Source organism: Aliiroseovarius sp. S2029 (genome assembly GCF_023195575.1).
GTDB classification, from domain to species: Bacteria; Pseudomonadota; Alphaproteobacteria; order Rhodobacterales; family Rhodobacteraceae; genus Aliiroseovarius; species Aliiroseovarius zhejiangensis.
Genome location: NZ_JALPQE010000001.1, coordinates 249,104 through 266,333, shown reverse-complemented (window position 1 = coordinate 266,333; position 17,230 = coordinate 249,104). Strand labels below are relative to the sequence as shown.

At 62.4% G+C, this 17,230-nt stretch carries 16 protein-coding genes and 1 tRNA gene; 2 read left to right on the top strand and 15 right to left on the bottom strand.

Annotated features, from left to right (window positions below; translation table 11 throughout):
* Nucleotides 1-44: 44 nt before the first annotated feature.
* Complete coding sequence (gene putA, locus MUY21_RS01375; protein WP_248408623.1) at nucleotides 45-3,503, bottom strand: bifunctional proline dehydrogenase/L-glutamate gamma-semialdehyde dehydrogenase PutA; 3,459 nt, start codon at nucleotides 3,501-3,503, stop codon at nucleotides 45-47.
* A 109-nt stretch (nucleotides 3,504-3,612) separates the two neighbouring features.
* On the opposite strand from putA, the gene MUY21_RS01370 reads away from it, so the two are divergent.
* Nucleotides 3,613-4,092, top strand: a complete 480-nt coding sequence (locus tag MUY21_RS01370) for an Lrp/AsnC family transcriptional regulator (protein WP_248408622.1) — start codon at nucleotides 3,613-3,615, stop codon at nucleotides 4,090-4,092.
* An 87-nt stretch (nucleotides 4,093-4,179) separates the two neighbouring features.
* Nucleotides 4,180-4,266, top strand: a tRNA-Leu gene (locus MUY21_RS01365).
* A gap of 29 nt (nucleotides 4,267-4,295) precedes the next feature.
* Here MUY21_RS01365 and MUY21_RS01360 read toward each other — a convergent pair.
* The 14 genes from MUY21_RS01360 to tmk form a co-directional block, all read right to left on the bottom strand.
* Complete coding sequence (locus tag MUY21_RS01360) at nucleotides 4,296-5,090, bottom strand: hypothetical protein (protein WP_248408621.1); 795 nt, start codon at nucleotides 5,088-5,090, stop codon at nucleotides 4,296-4,298.
* A 6-nt stretch (nucleotides 5,091-5,096) separates the two neighbouring features.
* On the bottom strand, nucleotides 5,097-7,124 hold the full coding sequence (gene paaZ, locus MUY21_RS01355; RefSeq protein ID WP_248408620.1) for a phenylacetic acid degradation bifunctional protein PaaZ: 2,028 nt from the start codon (nucleotides 7,122-7,124) through the stop codon (nucleotides 5,097-5,099).
* Nucleotides 7,125-7,160: 36 nt separating this feature from the next.
* On the bottom strand, nucleotides 7,161-7,919 hold the full coding sequence (locus MUY21_RS01350) for a Phenylacetic acid catabolic protein (protein WP_248408619.1): 759 nt from the start codon (nucleotides 7,917-7,919) through the stop codon (nucleotides 7,161-7,163).
* A gap of 10 nt (nucleotides 7,920-7,929) precedes the next feature.
* Complete coding sequence (gene paaE / locus MUY21_RS01345; RefSeq protein ID WP_248408618.1) at nucleotides 7,930-8,994, bottom strand: 1,2-phenylacetyl-CoA epoxidase subunit PaaE; 1,065 nt, start codon at nucleotides 8,992-8,994, stop codon at nucleotides 7,930-7,932.
* A gap of 8 nt (nucleotides 8,995-9,002) precedes the next feature.
* Nucleotides 9,003-9,464: a 1,2-phenylacetyl-CoA epoxidase subunit PaaD gene (paaD, locus tag MUY21_RS01340; RefSeq protein WP_248408617.1), complete on the bottom strand. Its 462-nt coding sequence runs from the start codon at nucleotides 9,462-9,464 to the stop codon at nucleotides 9,003-9,005.
* A gap of 1 nt (nucleotide 9,465) precedes the next feature.
* The gene (paaC, locus tag MUY21_RS01335) at nucleotides 9,466-10,227 is read right to left on the bottom strand and encodes a 1,2-phenylacetyl-CoA epoxidase subunit PaaC (protein ID WP_248408616.1); all 762 of its coding nucleotides are present in this window, start codon (nucleotides 10,225-10,227) and stop codon (nucleotides 9,466-9,468) included.
* The gene (gene paaB, locus MUY21_RS01330) at nucleotides 10,227-10,511 is read right to left on the bottom strand and encodes a 1,2-phenylacetyl-CoA epoxidase subunit PaaB (protein WP_191284919.1); all 285 of its coding nucleotides are present in this window, start codon (nucleotides 10,509-10,511) and stop codon (nucleotides 10,227-10,229) included. Before paaB ends, paaC begins: the two co-directional genes overlap by 1 nt.
* Nucleotides 10,512-10,522: 11 nt before the next feature.
* The gene (paaA, locus tag MUY21_RS01325; protein ID WP_248408615.1) at nucleotides 10,523-11,515 is read right to left on the bottom strand and encodes a 1,2-phenylacetyl-CoA epoxidase subunit PaaA; all 993 of its coding nucleotides are present in this window, start codon (nucleotides 11,513-11,515) and stop codon (nucleotides 10,523-10,525) included.
* 2 nt (nucleotides 11,516-11,517) lie between these two features.
* Nucleotides 11,518-12,720, bottom strand: a complete 1,203-nt coding sequence (pcaF, locus tag MUY21_RS01320) for a 3-oxoadipyl-CoA thiolase (RefSeq protein WP_248408614.1) — start codon at nucleotides 12,718-12,720, stop codon at nucleotides 11,518-11,520.
* A gap of 152 nt (nucleotides 12,721-12,872) precedes the next feature.
* Nucleotides 12,873-13,814, bottom strand: a complete 942-nt coding sequence (locus MUY21_RS01315; RefSeq protein ID WP_248408613.1) for an AEC family transporter — start codon at nucleotides 13,812-13,814, stop codon at nucleotides 12,873-12,875.
* Nucleotides 13,811-14,623, bottom strand: a complete 813-nt coding sequence (locus tag MUY21_RS01310; RefSeq protein WP_248408612.1) for an MBL fold metallo-hydrolase — start codon at nucleotides 14,621-14,623, stop codon at nucleotides 13,811-13,813. The genes MUY21_RS01315 and MUY21_RS01310 overlap by 4 nt, the downstream gene beginning before the upstream one ends.
* Complete coding sequence (locus MUY21_RS01305; RefSeq protein ID WP_248408611.1) at nucleotides 14,623-15,426, bottom strand: TatD family hydrolase; 804 nt, start codon at nucleotides 15,424-15,426, stop codon at nucleotides 14,623-14,625. Before MUY21_RS01305 ends, MUY21_RS01310 begins: the two co-directional genes overlap by 1 nt.
* A gap of 16 nt (nucleotides 15,427-15,442) precedes the next feature.
* Nucleotides 15,443-16,573, bottom strand: coding sequence for a DNA polymerase III subunit delta' (locus tag MUY21_RS01300; RefSeq protein ID WP_248408610.1), 1,131 nt, complete (start codon nucleotides 16,571-16,573; stop codon nucleotides 15,443-15,445).
* Between the two features lie 16 nt (nucleotides 16,574-16,589).
* Complete coding sequence (gene tmk / locus MUY21_RS01295) at nucleotides 16,590-17,228, bottom strand: dTMP kinase (RefSeq protein WP_248408609.1); 639 nt, start codon at nucleotides 17,226-17,228, stop codon at nucleotides 16,590-16,592.
* Nucleotides 17,229-17,230 lie beyond the last annotated feature (2 nt).

The following is a 17,230-nucleotide window of genomic DNA, read 5'->3' as shown; positions in this document are numbered from 1 at the left end:
GGGGGGACTTGACCCGATGGCGTCCACCGGGTCAAGCGGCTGATCTACTCTGCGGCCAGGTCTGGCGGCTGGGACAGCATCAAAAGCTCGGCATTTCCGCCCGAGGCCGTGGTGTCCACACACAGATGTCGCTCATGGGTCACGACTTCGGCTGTCACCGCGCCGGTGATCAGGGACAGGATCGCTCCGTTGCGGGACGCGAGCGCCTGAACCCGCGCCTTTGCGTCCGCTTCAGGCCCCCAGTAAACCGCCCCACCGATCCCGTCGATGGTGGTCAGGGCGGTTGCGTCCAGATCCGGGGCCAGAACGGCCACACCGCCGAGACGCTCCACATCCGCCTTCTGTCGCTCGGCCACGGCACGGCCGGGACCAAGGCACAGGAACGGCGCACGGGGATGGGTGGACAGTTGGTTCAACTCACCGGTCGGTCCCGGCAGACGGCTTGAGGCCAGCGTTGCCTCGCGCGCAGCGGCGGCAATGGCTTGTGCCAGTGCCGGGCTGGCTTTGGTCTGCTCGCCCGATGGCTCGGCCGAGACCGGGGCGGGATCTGCGGTGCAGAACCTGTCCACGTAAGCCGGGCCACCCGCCTTGGGGCCGGTGCCGGACAGCCCTTCGCCCCCGAAGGGTTGCGAGCCGACGATTGCTCCGATCTGGTTGCGGTTGACATAGGCGTTGCCCGCATGGATGCGATCGACCACGTGCTGAACGCGGTCGTCGATCCTTGTGTGCAGGCCAAAGGTCAGCCCGTATCCCGTGGCGTTGATCGCATTGATAACCGCATCAAGATTTTCCGCCTTGTAACGTGCAATATGCAGAACCGGTCCGAAGATTTCGCGTTCCATCTCGTAAATGCCGTCGACACGGATCAGGGTGGGCGGAATGAAATGGCCGGCCTCGGGCGCCTGCAGCGCGTGCACGACCCGTTGATCGGCGTGGGCCGCGTCGATATAGGTGCGAATGCCCTGATACGCGTCCTCATCAATGACCGGACCAAGATCGGTCGACAGGTGCCACGGATCCGCCGGGGTCAGTTCGTCCATCGCACCGACGAGCATCTCGGTCAGGCTGTCAGCGATGTCGTCCTGCACGTAAAGACAGCGCAGCGCCGAACAGCGCTGCCCGGCCGACTGGAAGCTGGATGCCACGATGTCGCGCACCGCCTGTTCCGGCAGGGCGGTGCTGTCGACGATCATCGCGTTCAGGCCGCCGGTTTCTGCGATCAGCGGCGCGGAAGGCGACAGGTGATCCGCCATGGCACGGCGGATGATCTGAGCGGTTTCGGTCGACCCGGTAAAGGCGACCCCGTCGATGCGCGCATCTGACGTGAGCGCGGCACCGACCGTCGCACCATCGCCAGGCAAAAGCTGCAACACCTGGCGCGGCACGCCCGCTTGGTGCAGCAATTTTACCGCCTCATACGCGATGATCCCGGTCTGTTCGGCGGGTTTGGCCAACACGCCGTTTCCAGCGGCCAAGGCCCCGGCAATCTGGCCGGTAAAGATGGCCAGCGGGAAATTCCACGGCGAAATGCAGGTGAACAGCCCGCGTGCGTCGCGTGTCAGATGTGGAATGCGAGTGGCATAGTAGCGCAGGAAATCAACGGCTTCGCGCAATTCTCCCATGCAGTCGGGCAGGGTCTTACCGGCCTCGCGCGCGAGCAGGGCGAAGAACACTCCAAGGTTGTCTTCGTAAAGATCTGCCGCCCGGTTCAGAACCTCGGCGCGTGTCTCGGGCGCGGCATCCCAGCGTGACGCTGACCCAAGCGCGGTTTGAACGTCTTCGGCGCTGGCCCAGGTGATCTGTCCCACCTCTTTCCCGTTTGCGGGATTGGTGACGGTGACAAGTTTGCCGCCTTTTTGCATGCCCGCAAACAAGGGTTCGGCGGTGAACTGTGTGTCCCCGAATGGGTCGCGGGCGGCATCGATCTGATCCAGATGCGGTTCATAGGTCAGGTCCAGCCCTTTGGAGTTCTTGCGATCTTCATAGAGCTCGTATCCGGTGGGCACATGCGGCGCAGGGTGGTCGAGTGCTGCGAAAGGACACGCGGCGACCTCTTCGGGGGTGACGCTTTCATCGACGATCTGATTGACGAAAGAGCTGTTGGCTCCGTTCTCCAACAGTCGCCGCACCAGATAGGCCAGAAGGTCGCGATGCGCGCCCACCGGAGCATAGATCCGGCAGTGGGTGCCGTTCTCGTCCATTATGATCTGATGCAGCCGCTCGCCCATGCCGTGCAGACGCTGGAACTCATAGCCACGCGCATCCACGCCCGAGGATTTGGCGATGTCCAGAATGGCCGCCGCCGTGTGCGCGTTGTGGGTGGCAAATTGCGGATAGATCCGATCGGTGAGCAACAGCAATTTGCGCGCATTGGCGATGTAGCTGACATCCGTTGCGACCTTGCGCGTGAACACCGGAAACGCGTCCAGACCTTCGACCTGCGCGCGCTTGATTTCGGTGTCCCAATAGGCGCCTTTCACCAACCGCACCATGATCTTGCGATCCAGCCGTTCGGCCACGGCGTGTAGCCAGTCAATGACAGTCCCGGCACGGTGGCCATAGGCTTGCACCACCACGCCGAACCCATCCCATCCGGCCAGCGACTTGTCGGACAATACGGCTTCGATCACGTCGAGTGAAATCTGCAACCGGTCCGCTTCTTCGGCGTCGATGTTGAAGCCCATTCCGGCTGATTTTGCCAAGTGGGCAAGGGCCGACACGCGCGGCACAAGCGTCGTCATCACGCGGTCGCGCTGGGCGCGTTCGTAGCGGGGAAACAGCGCCGACAGCTTGACCGAGATGCCCGGATTGGCGCGGATGTCCTTTGACTTGCAGGCACTGGCAATCTCTGAAATCGCCTTGGCATAGGCCATCTGATAGCGGCGCGCATCGTCATCGGTCAGGGCCGCTTCGCCCAGCATGTCATAGGAATAGGTGAAGCCTTTCGCTTCCATCTTCGATCCGCGTTTCATCGCGGCGGCAATGGTTTCGCCCAACACGAACTGGTTGCCCATTTCCTTCATCGCGCGCCCCACGGCGGTACGGATCACCGGTTCACCCAGACGTTTGACGGCACCCCGCAGCGCGCCCGCGATGCCCGGTTCGCGTTCGTCCAGCACCTTGCCCGTCACCAAAAGCGCCCAGGTCGAGGCGTTGACCAGTGACGACGACGACCGCCCCAAATGCTTGCCCCAGTCGCTGGGTGCGATCTTGTCTTCAATCAGCGCGTCGATGGTTTCGGCATCCGGCACGCGCAGCAGGGCTTCGGCCAGACACATGAGCGCGATGCCTTCATCCGTGGACAGGCCGTATTCGGCCAGAAACACCTCCATCATTCCCGGATCGGACGAGGCCCGGATGGCACGCACAAGATCCGCCCCGCTGGCCGCGATCCGCGCCCGATCTTCGGCAGACAGGCCAGCGTCCTCGGCCAGTTCATGGACATGCTTTTCTTCATCGGTATAGGCGAGATCATCGATCTTCTGGCGTAGAGCATCGGTCATGTGCGGATCCTCGTGGTGTTTTCACTTCCCCTATGATATGTCGAATATACAAGTCGTTTTTCCCGAACTTTGCTGATGAGCAGTTAAAAAAACTGATATTGGGGGAGATATGCAGGAAGATAGACAAGTTGATCTGGATCGGTTCGACCGCAGGATTCTGGATGTTCTGTCGGGCAACGGGCGTATTTCGATCACCGATCTGGCGCAGCGGATCGGTTTGTCGAAATCCCCGACGCAAGCCCGTGTGCGACGGTTAGAGGCTGAAGGGGTCATCACAGGATACCGGGCCGATATCGACCCGATCCGCCTGGGTCGCGATCACGTCGCCTTTGTCGAGGTCAAGCTGTCAGACACCCGCGAAGCCGCCTTGCGCGCGTTCAACAAGCAAGTGGCCGGTATTCCTGAAGTGGAAGAATGCCACATGCTGGCGGCGCATTTCGATTACCTTCTGAAGGTGCGCACCCACGACATGCGCGATTTTCGACGGGTGCTGGGCGAAGCCATTTCGACTCTGCCGCATCTGGCGCAGAGTTCGACCCATGTTGTGATGCAGGCGGTCAAGGATGACAGCCCCACGGTCCTGACGTGATACGGCCGGTCCGCAGCATACGCATCTGACCGATTGCCTCTGATTTCCAGAGGCGTTAGGGAAGGACGGGGCCAGGCCCCACCCGGTGCGGGCGTGATGGAATGGTAGACATACCAGACTTAAAATCTGTTGGGGCGTAGCCCCGTGTGGGTTCGAGTCCCACCGCCCGCACCAATCGCACCCTGTCTGGCGACAAAAGGTGCTCACCCCCTCAAGGCATCTGCATCAATCGGGCCGAGCCGGGTCAGAATCGCGTGCACATCACGGCGCAGTTGCGCCTCGGGCCAGGTCGTGGGCAGCGGCAGGGGTGGCCATCGCAACACGATGCGCCGCCAGTTGTGCAACACGATGATCCGCAATGCAGCCTTCGACAGGGAAGACAGAGGCGACTGGGGGGAAAGGATGCGTGGGCTAACCTGTGCAAGCCTGGCCTGAAAACGCTGGGTCTCGGCGGCGGCAGGGGCAGGGACCAGTGTGTTTAACATCGTCTGTGGCAATTTGGGTGTATGGTCCGAGAAATGCAGGCATCCGGGGCAGGCGCCCGGGTCTGAAACGCCGAGGAACACATTTGGGGACAGCTCTGAAAACCCCTGCTTGACCAGATGTTGCGCGACACTGTCTGGATCGGTGGTCGTCGAGGTGACGACAAGGTGCCAACGGTCCGGCACGGGCGGGTTCGGGTCGTAGATACGATCAGCAACCGCCCGGGTCTGCGCCCGACCGTCATCGGTCAGAGCATAGAGCGACCCGCGCCCGGCGCGCTGACTGCTGATCCAGCCATCTTTCCGCAGCCGGTGCAGGGCGACCCGCGTGGCCTCGGGCCGAATGCCAAGTGCGCCCATCAGCACGCCCAGCGTTGCACCGGATACGGTTTGTTCGGGGCCGCGCGCCATGTCGCCCATGATGGTCACGATCACCGACCAGACCCGCAGATCTCCGTCACCCTGCAAGAGGGTCAAGAGGTCTTGCGCCTCGTCGGGGATCGTCGGGGCGTCCATCCGGTTTCAGTAAGCGTTCATGGTCAAAAGCTCGTATTCCGCCACCAACTCGTCATTCTGATTTGTCAGCGTCACGTGCCAGCGCACTTCGCCATACTCATCCGTGCGCCGCGTTTTGGCCTTCACGGTCAGGCGTACTTTCATGCTGTCGCCTGCTTCGACCGGTTTCATGAAGCGCAGGCTATCAAGTCCGGTGTTCGCAAGAACCGGGCCTTCGTTGGGTTCAACGAACAGGCCAGCGGCAAAGCTGAGCAGCAGATAGCCATGCGCCACGCGATCCGGGAAGAACGGGTTTCGTTTCGCCGCCTCGCTGTCCATATGGGCATAGAACGTGTCGCCGGTGAAGTTGGCGAATTTCTCGATATCGTCCAGCGTGATCTCGCGTGACTTGGTGTGCAGCGTCTCACCAATCGACAATTCGCCGAACTTGCGGGTGAACGGGTGGGCGGGGCCGTCGATCTCGGTTGCGCCGGGCACCCAACGTCCGCCGATCGCGGTCAGGATGTCAGGGCTGCCCTGAATGGCGGTGCGCTGCATATAGTGCAACACGCCACGCACGCCGCCCATTTCCTCGCCGCCGCCCGCGCGCCCCGGTCCGCCATGCACCATATGGGGCAGGGGCGAGCCGTGGCCGGTCGATTCTTTCATCGAGGTGGCGTTGTTGAAATAAAGCCGCCCGTGGAAGGCACCGGCGCCCATGGCAACCTCACGCGCCACATCGCCTGATCCCGTGATGACCGAGGCCACCAGCGAGCCTTCGCCCTTGTTGGCCAGTTCGATGGCGTGGGCGATGTCGCGATACCCCATGATCGTCGACACGGGGCCGAACGCCTCGCATTCGTGCACGATGGTGGCGGTGTCGGGGGTTTCGCAGTGAAACAGCATCGGCTTTACGAAAGCACCGGCGTCGACGTCCCCGGCGAAATCAGTGTCTTCCGGGCTGCCATAAACCAGCTTGCTTTCCGAGCCGATGGCGGCGGCTTTCTCAAGCACATCTGCTTTCTGGCTGGCCGAGACCAAGGCCCCCATGCGCACGCCGTCGGCACGCGGGTCACCGACGACGGTCTTGTCCAGACGGGCGGACAGCGCTTCAATCACGTTCGCGACCTGAGCATCGGGCGCGATGATGCGCCGGATCGCGGTGCATTTCTGCCCGGCTTTGGTGGTCATCTCGCGCTGCACCTCTTTGATAAAGAGGTCAAATTCAGCGGTGCCCGGCGTCACGTCCGGGCCTAAGATCGACGCGTTCAGGCTGTCTTGTTCCGCCACAAAGCGCACCGAGTTTTTCAGGATGTTCGGGTTCGAACGCAGCATTGACGCGGTCTGTGCCGAGCCGGTAAAGCTGACGATATCCTGAGAGCCAAGCCGATCCAGCAGGTCGCCTGTTCCACCGGAAATCAACTGCAACGCGCCGTCGGGCAGAATGCCGCTGTTCAGCAGGATACGCATCGCGGCTTCGGTGACGTAACTGGTGGCGGTCGCGGGTTTCACGATCGCGGGCACACCGGCCAGCAAAGTGGGGGCGAGCTTTTCCAGCATCCCCCAGACCGGGAAATTGAAGGCGTTGATATGCACCGCGACGCCTTGCAGGGGCGTTGCGATATGCATGCCAAGAAAGGTGCCATTGCGGGACAGCTGCTCGATCTCGCCATCGATATAGACCTGACCATCCGGCATCTCGCGACGGCCTTTCGAAGCAAAGACGAACATCGTGCCGATGCCACCGTCAATGTCGATCATGTGGTCGGATTGCGTGGCCCCGGTGTCGAAGCTGAGGTCGTAAAGCATCTGCTTGTGCTCGCCCAGATGCACCGCCAGCGCCTTCAGCATCTTGGCGCGGTCATGAAAGCCCATGGCACGCAGGGCGGGGCCGCCTGTGTCGCGCGCATAGTCGATCATCAACTGCATATCCAAGTCTGCGCCACCGGCTTCGGCGATCTGGACCCCCGTGATGGCCGAGGCGATGGGGCGGGCACCCGCGCCCGGCGCAATCCACTGACCAGCCGCAAAGCTGGAGACTTTCATCAAGGTCATGCTGTGTCCTCTGTTCGTGATACGGTCAGGCGGCGCTCAGGGCGCGCTCAGTCCCAGTTTCTTCAGGGTGGCGGCGGCGGTGGCCTCCCATTCCTCGCGCAATTCGGCATTGGTGGAGTGGCGCAGCCCAAAAGCCTGCAACTGGCTGGCTCGGGTCGAGATGTCCTTGCCAAAGCTCGACGCGACGCGCGGCCACCAGTAATCCACGCTAGCTTGCAGATCCGCCTTGTCTGTGCCGGTCTCAACCAGACGCGCGATGCCTTCGGCGGCAAGCTCGGCATGGCGGGCCTCGACCGGGGCGATGGCGCGGAAGGCCTCGGCCAGCGGCGCATAGGACACACGTTTGAATTCGCCCATCTGCACCCCCACGGCCAAACCCATCAAAAGGTTCATCACAACGGCATCCGCCCAGCCTTGCAGGGGATAGTTGAACACCGCCAGCCGCATGTCGGTCTCGGTGCGGGAGGTGCCGATATCCGCGTCACGTGCCAACCGGTCCGTCCATGGATGGTGATTGGCATAGCGCACGGTATTGGCGCCGAAATCCCCCATGATCTTCAACACCTTGTCGGCATTATCGGTCTTTTCCAGCACGATCTTGGCAGCCGCGATACGTTCCTTGATGCCCGGACCTTCATTGATGATGTCGGCAAATCCCGCAGCCCCCGCCAACGCGCTGTCCACAAAGGTGGCCATCAGGCGCATCAGTTCGGCCCGATAGCGCGCGGGCACGTTTTCGGGCGAGGTCATGACACCCCCCTGGGCGAGGTAGTCGGTGATACTCATCTCGGACATGGGGCTCTCCTTACTGGTCGTAGTCGATGACGACACGGGCGGATTTGGCATAGGACTGGCAGGACAGGACATAGCCCTTTTCGACCTCGTAATCCTCCAGCGCGTGATTGGTCAGCATCTCGACATCGCCTTCGATCACACGGCACCGGCAAGTCGAACAGACCCCGGCCTTGCAGGCATATGGGGCATCCATGTCATTGGCCAGGGCCGCATCCAGGATCGAGGTTTCGGCGTCCATGGTGATGGTGCGGCTGGATCCGTCCAATGCAATCACCGCGTCGATCCCGTCGCCTTTCACGGCCGACGTACTGACGGCTTTCTTTGCGGCGCGGCCGGGTTGGCTGGACGCAAACAGTTCAAACTTGATCTGCGCGTCATCCAGCCCCTGGTCGCGCAGCGCGCGGGCTATGCCCAGCATCATCGGTTCAGGGCCGCAGATGAACGCGGTATCGACGGACTTGATGTCGATCCAGTTCTTGAACAGAGCCGCGCATTTTTCCTCGTCCACCAACCCGGTGAACAGGTCGATCTCCTGCGCGTCGCTTTCCAGAATGTGGATCACGTTGAACCGACCCATATAGCGGTTCTTCAGATCTTCCAGTTCCTCGCGGAACATGATCGTGGTCACAGCCTTGTTGGCATAGACCAGCGTGAACTGAGAATTGGGTTCGCGGGCAAGGGTCGTCTTGATGATCGACAGCACCGGCGTGATGCCGGACCCGCCGGCGAAACCCAGGTAGTGGCGATCCAGATCGGGCGCCAGCGGCACGAAGAAATTGCCCATCGGCGACATCGCCTCGATGGTGTCGCCGGTTTTCAGCTCTTCATTGGCCCAGGTGGAAAACGCCCCGCCATCGACGCGCTTGATGCCGACCTGCAACCGGCCATCGTCCAGCCCGGAACAGATCGAATAGGACCGGCGCAGCTCCTGCCCGTCGAAATCCCGCCGGAAGGTCAGGTACTGGCCTTGGGTGTAAACGAACGCCTCCGGCTCGTCGGGTGCAAGCGTCACGACAACCGCATCGCGGATCGTTTTCTGGATGTCGGTCACTTTGAGGGTGTGAAAGCGCGCCATGGAACCTCCTAGATGCACTTGAAATAGTCGAAGGGTTCAAGGCAGTCGCGGCATCGCCAGAGCGCCTTGCAAGGGGTCGAGCCGAATTGGCTGGTGCGTTCCAGATCCGTGCCGCCGCAATTGGGGCAGCGATCCGGTTCACCTTTGGCCGAGGGCGGAGCGATGCCGAATTTCTCCAACGCCGCGCGGCCCTTGTCAGACAGCCAGTCGGTGGTCCACGGGGGCGATAGTTGCGTCGTCAGGACCAGTTTTTCGATCCCCCGGTCGCGCAGCGCAGCTTCGATGTCGAACTTGATCACGGTGGTGGCAGGACAGCCGGAATAGGTGGGGGTGACGGCGACGTTCAGCACGTCACCTTCCCATTTGACATCGCGGATGATGCCCAGATCGACCAGCGAGATCACCGGGATCTCGGGGTCAGGCACCTGGTCCAGCCAGTCCCAGATCGTATCAACCGATGGCTGGCCCATCTTACCAGGTCGCGCCCGGATAGGCGCGTTGCAACCATTGCATGCTGGTCAGAAGGTGGCCCAGATGTTCGGTGTGCATGTACCCCGTGCGCCCGCCTTTGTGGTGGAACGTGTCGGTCGGGATGGTCAGCGTAGCCTGTGTCAACACGCGCCCCACCAGCGCGTCGTATTCTTCGCGCAGGGACGCGGGGTCAGGGGCAATACCGGCCTTGACCATGGCCGCGTCCACCGCGTCGCCGTCAAACATCTCGCCGACATAGGGCCACAGGTAATCCAGCGCGGCTTGCATCCGCTTATGGCTTTCTTCGGTCCCGTCGCCCAGCCCGACGACAGTGTCGCCTGACCGTTCCACGTGATAGGCGACCTCTTTCGAGGCTTTTGCCGCGATCTCGGCCACACGCGGATCGGTCGACCCGATCAACCGCGCCAGCATGATCGACGACCAGGCGTCATACAGGAACTGGCGCATCAGCGTCCGGCCGAAATCACCATTGGGCAGTTCGCACAACAAGAGGTTGCGGAAATCCCAGGCGTCGCGCAGGAAGGCCAGGTCGTCGGCGGTGCGGCCCTTGCCTTCCACCTCGCCCGCAAGGCCCAGCCACATCTGCGTCTGGCCGATCAGGTCCAGCGCCGTGTTGGCCAGCGCGATGTCTTCTTCCAGCACCGGCGCATGGCCGCACCATTCGCTGACGCGATGCCCAAGGATCAGGCTGCTGTCGCCCATCCTGAGCAAAAATTCGAATAGAGCTTTTTGGCTATCCATCACATGTGCCCCACGTCTTCAGGAATGTCGAAAAAGGTCGGGTGGCGATAAACCTTCGAATTGGACGGCTCGTAGAGCGGGCCTTTCTCTTCCGGGGAAGAGGCTGCGATATGAACGGCTTCCACCACCCAGATCGACACGCCTTCGTTGCGGCGGGTATAGACATCGCGCGCGTTCTTGATCGCCATCTCGGCATCAGGGGCGTGCAGGCTGCCCACATGCCGGTGGCTCAGGCCGTGCTGGCCGCGGATGAACACTTCCCACAGGGGCCATTCTTTGGACATCTGATCTCTCCTTATTCGGCGGCGGTGCGCGCGGCTGATTTCTTGCGGGCATGGGCCAGAAGGCCATCACGCACCCATGCGCCGTCTTCCCAGGCGTCGACGCGGTCTTTCATCCGGTCGATATTGCAGGGGCCTTTGCCCTTGATGACATTGAAGAACTCGGACCAGTCGGGTTCCGAGAAATCATGCGCGCCACGTTCCTCGTTCCATTTCAGGTGCTCGTCAGGGATGGTCAGACCAAGATATTTGGCCTGTGGCACGGTCTGGTCGACGAATTTCTGGCGCAGCTCGTCATTAGTGTCGATCTTGATCTTCCAGGCCAGCGACTGCGCCGAATGCACGCTGTCCTTGTCCGACGGGCCGAACATCATCAGGGACGGATACCAAAAGCGGTTCAACGCATCCTGCGCCATTTTCCGTTGCGCATCCGTGCCTTGCGCCATCTTCATCATGATGTCATAGCCCTGGCGCTGGTGAAAACTTTCTTCCTTGCAGATGCGGATCATGGCGCGGCTGTAGGGGCCATAAGAGGTCCGTTGCAGCGGCACCTGGTTCATGATCGCTGCGCCATCAACCAGCCACCCCACGGCGCCGATATCGGCCCAGTTCAGGGTGGGATAGTTGAAGATCGAGGAGTATTTCATCCGCCCCGACAACAGCTCTTCGGTCAGTTCGTCGCGGGTGACACCCAGCGTTTCCGCCGCGCAGTAAAGATATAGCCCGTGGCCGGCCTCGTCCTGCACCTTGGCCAGCAGGATTGCCTTGCGCTCCAACGTGGGGGCGCGGGTGATCCAGTTGCCTTCCGGCAATTGGCCGACGATCTCGGAATGGGCGTGCTGACCGATCTGGCGGATCAGCGTGGCGCGGTAGTCATCGGGCATCCAGTCTTTCGGTTCGATCTTTTCATCCCGGTCAATGCGATCCTGGAAATTCCGTTCTTCGTCAGACATTTCCGCGCGGGTCTTCACGCCAGTGCCTGCGGTTTTCACCAATTGAGCATACATCGTCAGATCCTTTCCAGAATAAGGGCAACGCCCTGTCCAACCCCCACGCACATGGTGCAGAGCGCATAGCGCCCACCTGTGCGTTTCAGTTGATAGGCGGCGGTCAGTACAAGCCGCGCGCCCGACATGCCCAGCGGGTGGCCCAGTGCAATCGCACCGCCATTGGGGTTCACGCGCGGGTCGTCATCGGCGACGCCCAGCTCGCGCAGCGTGGCAAGGCCCTGGGCCGCGAAGGCTTCGTTCAATTCTATCACATCCATCTGGTCGATGGTGAGTCCCGCTTTTTCAAGCACCTTTAGGCTGGCCGGAACCGGACCGATGCCCATGACGCGGGGGGGCACACCGGCGGCGGCCATCCCGACAACGCGGGCCATGGGGGTCAGCCCATTGGTCGCGGCCGCGGTTTCCGAGGCGACCAGCATCGCTGCCGCCCCGTCATTCACGCCAGACGCGTTGCCCGCCGTCACCGTCAGGTCAGGGCCGTTTACGCCCCTGAGGCCCGACAACTTCTCCGCCGTGGTGCCGGGGCGGGGATGTTCGTCTGTGTCGACCACAACCGGATCCCCTTTGCGCTGCGGGATCGTCACGGGGATGATCTCGTCCGCGAAGCGACCTGCCTTGTGGGCAGCGTCCCAGCGGGCCTGGCTTCGGGCGGCAAAAGCGTCCTGATCTTCGCGGCTTACGGCGTAATCTTCAGCCACATTGTCAGCGGTCTGCGGCATCGAATGCGTGCCGTGCATCTTGTCCATTTTCGGGTTCACAAAGCGCCAGCCGATGGTGGTGTCATAGACCGCGTTGGCGCGGGTAAAAGCCGACGTGGCTTTGGGCATGACGAAGGGCGCACGGCTCATGCTTTCGACGCCACCCGCGATGCACAGGTCATAGTCGCCCGCCTTGATCCCGCGCGCGGCCATGCCCACCGCGTCCATGCCGGACGCACAGAGGCGGTTGATCGTGGTGCCGGGCACGTCCACCGGAAGCCCGGCCAGAAGGGCGGCCATACGTGCCACGTTGCGGTTGTCTTCACCTGCTTGGTTGGCGGATCCGTAAAGCACGTCATCGACAGACGCCCAGTCCACGTCCGGGTTGCGGGCCATCAGGGCGGCGATGGGCAGGGCTGCCAGATCGTCGGCCCGCACCTGCGACAGGGCACCGCCATAGCGTCCGATGGGGGTGCGAACGGCGTCGCAAATCAATGCTTCCATGTGGTCCTCCCAAACCCGATAGCGGTGTCAATTAAAGCTGACCGTATGGTCGATAATACTTGGCGCCACGATTCGGGGCAAGAGGGGATGTTACGGATGCAAGGGTGGAATGGAAAAGTTGTAACGTTTGGGCTGGTGCGCCCTGCCCATTGTCAATATCCGAAGGCCGCAAGCATCGCGAGCCACCCCCAGACGGTCAGGATCGACAGGCCGGTGGCCACCAGAACCGTGGTCGCCGCCACGCGTTTGCCCACCCCATAGAGGTTGGCAAAGATATAGGCGTTGATGCCGGGCGCCGACGCCGCCGTGACGATCGCAGACCGGAACTGATCCACATTCAGGCCAAGCGCCAGACCCAGCCCCCAGGTGATCGCCGGGTGCACAAACAGCGAAATCAGACACAGATAGGTGACGATGCGCAGGTCGCCTTCGGGACGGTAAAGATAGAGGACACCGCCAAGGGCAAACAGGGCTGTGGGAAGAGCGGCCCGGCCCAGCAGGGTCAACGCCTCGACCAGCACGCCGGGCAGGGGAACATGCATAAGGTTGACGACGAAGCCTGCAGCAATCGCCAGCACCAGCATGTTGCGCGTCATCGCGCGCGTGATCTGACGCAGCGTGTCCCAGGGGCCTGCACCTTGGGCGCGGGCGATCTCCATCGCGGTGATGCCGATGGCATAGCAGATCGGCGCGTGGATCGAGATAATGGCATAGTTCCCGGCCAGAGCATCGGGGCCAAACGCGCGTTCCGTGATCGGCAAACCCAGCAGAAGCGAGTTGGAAAACAGTGTCACGAACCCGAAGGCCACCGCATCCGGCCATGGACGGCCAAACAGCAGACGCGCACCAAGAAGCCCGGCGGTGAACCCCGAGACCGCGCCGGTATAGAAGCTGCCCAGAAGCGCCAGATCAAATTCGGCGCTCAGGTCCAGACGCGCGATGGCCAGAAACAACAGGCAGGGAATGGCAACCGACTGCGCAAAGCGCATCAGACCATCAACCGCCCCGTCGTCCAACAGGCGCCGCCAGCGCACCAGATAGCCGAACCCGATCACCAGAAAGACGGGCAGGACGATATCGACAAGCGTGCTCATTCAAGCGGAATGCGGATGGTCATTCCGTCAAAGGCCGGGGTGATATGGGGCGGGGTTTCCGCGTCAAGCGTGGCGTAGTCCAGGTCGATATGCATATTGGTCAACACGCCTTTACGGGTGCCAACACGCTCGATCCACTCCAGGGCCTGATCCAGATGGAAGTGGGTCGGGTGGGGCGAGCGGCGCAAGGCATCCAGAACGAATACGTCCAGATCCTGAAGCACAGGCAGCACGTCATCCGGGATCTCGTTCACGTCCGGCAGATAGACTAGCCCGCCAATCCGGAACCCCAAGGCGTCCATCAGGCCATGGCGCACTTCGAACGGGGTCAGGTGGATGTCGCCCCCTGCGCCACCGATCACCACATCGCCGTTGCCGAGCCGGATCGAGTGCAGGTCCAGGATCGGCGGATAGTTCGATCCCTCGGGCTGGATGAACGCATAGCTGAACCGGGCCAGCAGCGCCTCCTGCGTCGGGCCATCCGCCCAGACGGGCAGGCGGCGTTTCATGTTGAAGACCACCATGCGCAGATCGTCGATGCCATGCATATGGTCGGCGTGGCTGTGGGTATAGACCACCGCATCCAGGGTGCCGACGCCCGCGCGAAGTAACTGGTGACGCATGTCCGGCGACGTGTCGATCAACACCCGCGTGACGCCGCCAGCATCGCCGGTTCGGGTGACAAGTGCGGAGCAACGGGTGCGGGTGTTTTTCGGGTTGGACGGGTCGCAATCGCCCCAATGCCCGCCCAGCCGGGGCACCCCGCCGGACGAGCCGCATCCAAGTATGGTGAACTCCAGCCGCGCCATCACGCACCGCTCTTGAAGGTTGCGGCCTTGGTGAAGAGCCGGTCGAAATTGGCTTCGGTCTGTGCGGCGAATGCCTCGTAGGACAGGCCGAAGATTTCGGCGCCGACCTTGGCCGTATGGGCGGTGTAGGCCGGTTCATTCCGCCGCCCGCGATGGGGGGGCGGGGCCAGATAAGGGGCATCGGTTTCGACAAGAATGCGTTCAACCGGGGCAGTTGCGAAAATGTCGCGCAGGTCCTGACTGCGGGGGAAGGCGGCGATGCCGGACATCGACAGATAGAAGCCCAGATCCAACGCCGCTTTCGCAAGTACGGCCCCGGAGCTGAAACAGTGCATCACGCAGGAAAAGGCGCCGTTTGCGTGTTCTTCGGTCAGGATGCGGGCCATATCTTCGTCCGCGTCGCGCGCATGTATGATCAGGGGCAAACCGGTCTGGCGCGCGGCTTCGATATGGATGCGCAGGCTTTCGATCTGCACCTCGCGGCTGTCCGCCGTATAGTGATAGTCCAGCCCGCTTTCGCCGATACCGACGAATTTCGGATGCGCCGCCAAGGCGACCAGATCATCCACTGTTATCATCGGTTCGGACGCCACGCTCATCGGGTGGGTGGCGGCGGCAAAGAAAACCGGATCATGCGCCTCGGCGATCGTGCGAACCTGGTCCAGATTGGCCATCCTGGTGCAGATCGTCACCATGCGCCGAACGCCAGCCTCGGCGGCACGCGCGATCACCTGATCCAGCTCACCTTCGAAATCCGGGAAATCCAGGTGGCAATGGCTGTCGGTAATCCGCGGCGTGCTCATCAGGTCCGTCCTTGCCTCAGGCGGCTTGACGCGCCGCCGTTTCGTTGATCCTGAAAACCATATCAAGGATGAGCGCGGCAGGGTCAAGGTTCACCGCCCGACCATGGTTGGCGCGCGCTGACAGCTCCTGTTGCAGGCTGGCCCAGGCGCGGGCCGCGTCAGGGCCGGGCGACAGGCGGGCCAGGCAGGCGGCTTCGCCCGGTGCGGCCTCGGCACCCGGGGGGAAGCCGGTGCCATGGCGGGCCAAACGGGCGAGGAACAGTTCGAACAGGCGCAGGATAAGTTCGAACCGTTCGGCATTGGCCTTGCCCACCGCGCTGTTGGCCAGTTTCAGGGCGCGGGGGCGATCGAACCCGCGGCCTGCTGAAAAGATCTCGACCAACGTGGCATAGATCGCCAGACCATCCAGATGCAGAAGGCGCAGGGCGTCACCCGCCGAACCTGCGGCCAACTCTCCCAGTCGTTGTGTCTCATCGGCGGATGGGGTTTCGTCCAGCCCTGCCATCACTTGCGCCAGATCGGGGGGGGACAAGGGCGACAGGCGCAATTCGCGACAACGTGACCGGATTGTCGGCAACAGGCGCGATGGCTGATGGCTGATCAGCAGCAGGACCGCGCCTTCGGGGGGCTCTTCCAACAGCTTCAACAAGGCGTTCGCCGCCGAAGTGTTCATCTGGTCCGCCACGTCCACGATCACAACGCGTCGTCCGCCACCGGCCGAGGACATGGCGAAGAAGTGCTTCAGTTTACGCACCTCGTCCACCGTGATGTCACCCTTCAAACGCTTGTTCTTCTCGTCCCATGGACGTCGCAGCAAAAACAGCCCCGGTTCGGACAGAGCTTTCAGCCGTCGGGCGACGGGATGGTCATCAGAAATATCAAGGCTGGTCGGTGTGGGGGCGGCAAACATGCCGCCGTCATCCGGGGGTGTGGCTAGCAAAAACCGTGCGATGCGCCAGGCCAAGGTCGCCTTTCCGACGCCGCGCGGCCCGGTGATCAGCCACCCGTGGTGCAACCGGTCCGAGGTATAGGCGGTCAGAAACGCGGCTTCGGCGGCGTCCTGCCCGATCAACCGCGCCGCCTCGCGCGGGTGGGGGGCGCCGTCGATCCGGTCGGGTTCGGGTATGGCGTCGGGATCAGTGCTCATGCCAGTGCTCATACGCTCATACGTCAGAGGATGCGCTGACCAGAGCGGCGCGCGCAACAGACAGAACATCTGCAGCCACCACGTCGATCTCGCGGGTGCCGTCGATGACGCGAAAGCGGTCGGGATGCTTCTGTGCAAGCTCCAGAAACCCCGCGCGCATCTTGTGCTGCAAGTCCGCGCCGAAATCTTCGAACCGTTCCTCGGTGCCACCACGCCCCTTGGCGCGCGACAAGCCCAGATCAGGGTCCATGTCGATCAGGAAGGTCAGGTCCGGTTCGCGCCCGATCACAAGATCATGCAACTGATCGACCATGTCGCGCAGATCGCCGGACCGGGTGCCCTGATAGATGCGCGTGCTGTCGGCAAAACGGTCGGTGATGACGGTCTTGCCATCCGACAGGGCCGGGTGAATCAGGCGTTCCAGATGGTCGCGCCGGGCGGCAGTGAACAGCAAAAGCTCGGTCTGCGCCGACCAACGGTCGGGGTCGCCTTCCAGAACCAAAGCGCGGATTTCCTCGGCCCCCGGACTGCCCCCCGGTTCGCGGGTCAACACGACCTCGCGCCCATCGTCCTGCAACGCTTGCGCCAGCATCCTGGCCTGGGTGGATTTTCCCGAGCCATCAATGCCCTCGAAACTGATGAAAAGCCCGGCCATCC

Coding starts and splice junctions, on each gene's coding strand:
- MUY21_RS01370 (WP_248408622.1), top strand. CDS start 3,613: ATGCAGGAAGATAGACAAGTTGATCTGGATCGGTTCGACCGCAGGATT.
- paaA (WP_248408615.1), bottom strand. CDS start 11,515: ATGTATGCTCAATTGGTGAAAACCGCAGGCACTGGCGTGAAGACCCGC.
- paaB (WP_191284919.1), bottom strand. CDS start 10,511: ATGTCCAAAGAATGGCCCCTGTGGGAAGTGTTCATCCGCGGCCAGCAC.
- MUY21_RS01305 (WP_248408611.1), bottom strand. CDS start 15,426: ATGAGCACGCCGCGGATTACCGACAGCCATTGCCACCTGGATTTCCCG.
- paaD (WP_248408617.1), bottom strand. CDS start 9,464: ATGGGCCAGCCATCGGTTGATACGATCTGGGACTGGCTGGACCAGGTG.
- putA (WP_248408623.1), bottom strand. CDS start 3,503: ATGACCGATGCTCTACGCCAGAAGATCGATGATCTCGCCTATACCGAT.
- pcaF (WP_248408614.1), bottom strand. CDS start 12,720: ATGGAAGCATTGATTTGCGACGCCGTTCGCACCCCCATCGGACGCTAT.
- paaC (WP_248408616.1), bottom strand. CDS start 10,227: ATGGATAGCCAAAAAGCTCTATTCGAATTTTTGCTCAGGATGGGCGAC.
- MUY21_RS01310 (WP_248408612.1), bottom strand. CDS start 14,623: ATGGCGCGGCTGGAGTTCACCATACTTGGATGCGGCTCGTCCGGCGGG.
- MUY21_RS01360 (WP_248408621.1), bottom strand. CDS start 5,090: ATGGACGCCCCGACGATCCCCGACGAGGCGCAAGACCTCTTGACCCTC.
- paaZ (WP_248408620.1), bottom strand. CDS start 7,124: ATGACCTTGATGAAAGTCTCCAGCTTTGCGGCTGGTCAGTGGATTGCG.
- MUY21_RS01350 (WP_248408619.1), bottom strand. CDS start 7,919: ATGTCCGAGATGAGTATCACCGACTACCTCGCCCAGGGGGGTGTCATG.
- MUY21_RS01315 (WP_248408613.1), bottom strand. CDS start 13,814: ATGAGCACGCTTGTCGATATCGTCCTGCCCGTCTTTCTGGTGATCGGG.
- tmk (WP_248408609.1), bottom strand. CDS start 17,228: ATGGCCGGGCTTTTCATCAGTTTCGAGGGCATTGATGGCTCGGGAAAA.
- MUY21_RS01300 (WP_248408610.1), bottom strand. CDS start 16,573: ATGAGCACTGATCCCGACGCCATACCCGAACCCGACCGGATCGACGGC.
- paaE (WP_248408618.1), bottom strand. CDS start 8,994: ATGGCGCGCTTTCACACCCTCAAAGTGACCGACATCCAGAAAACGATC.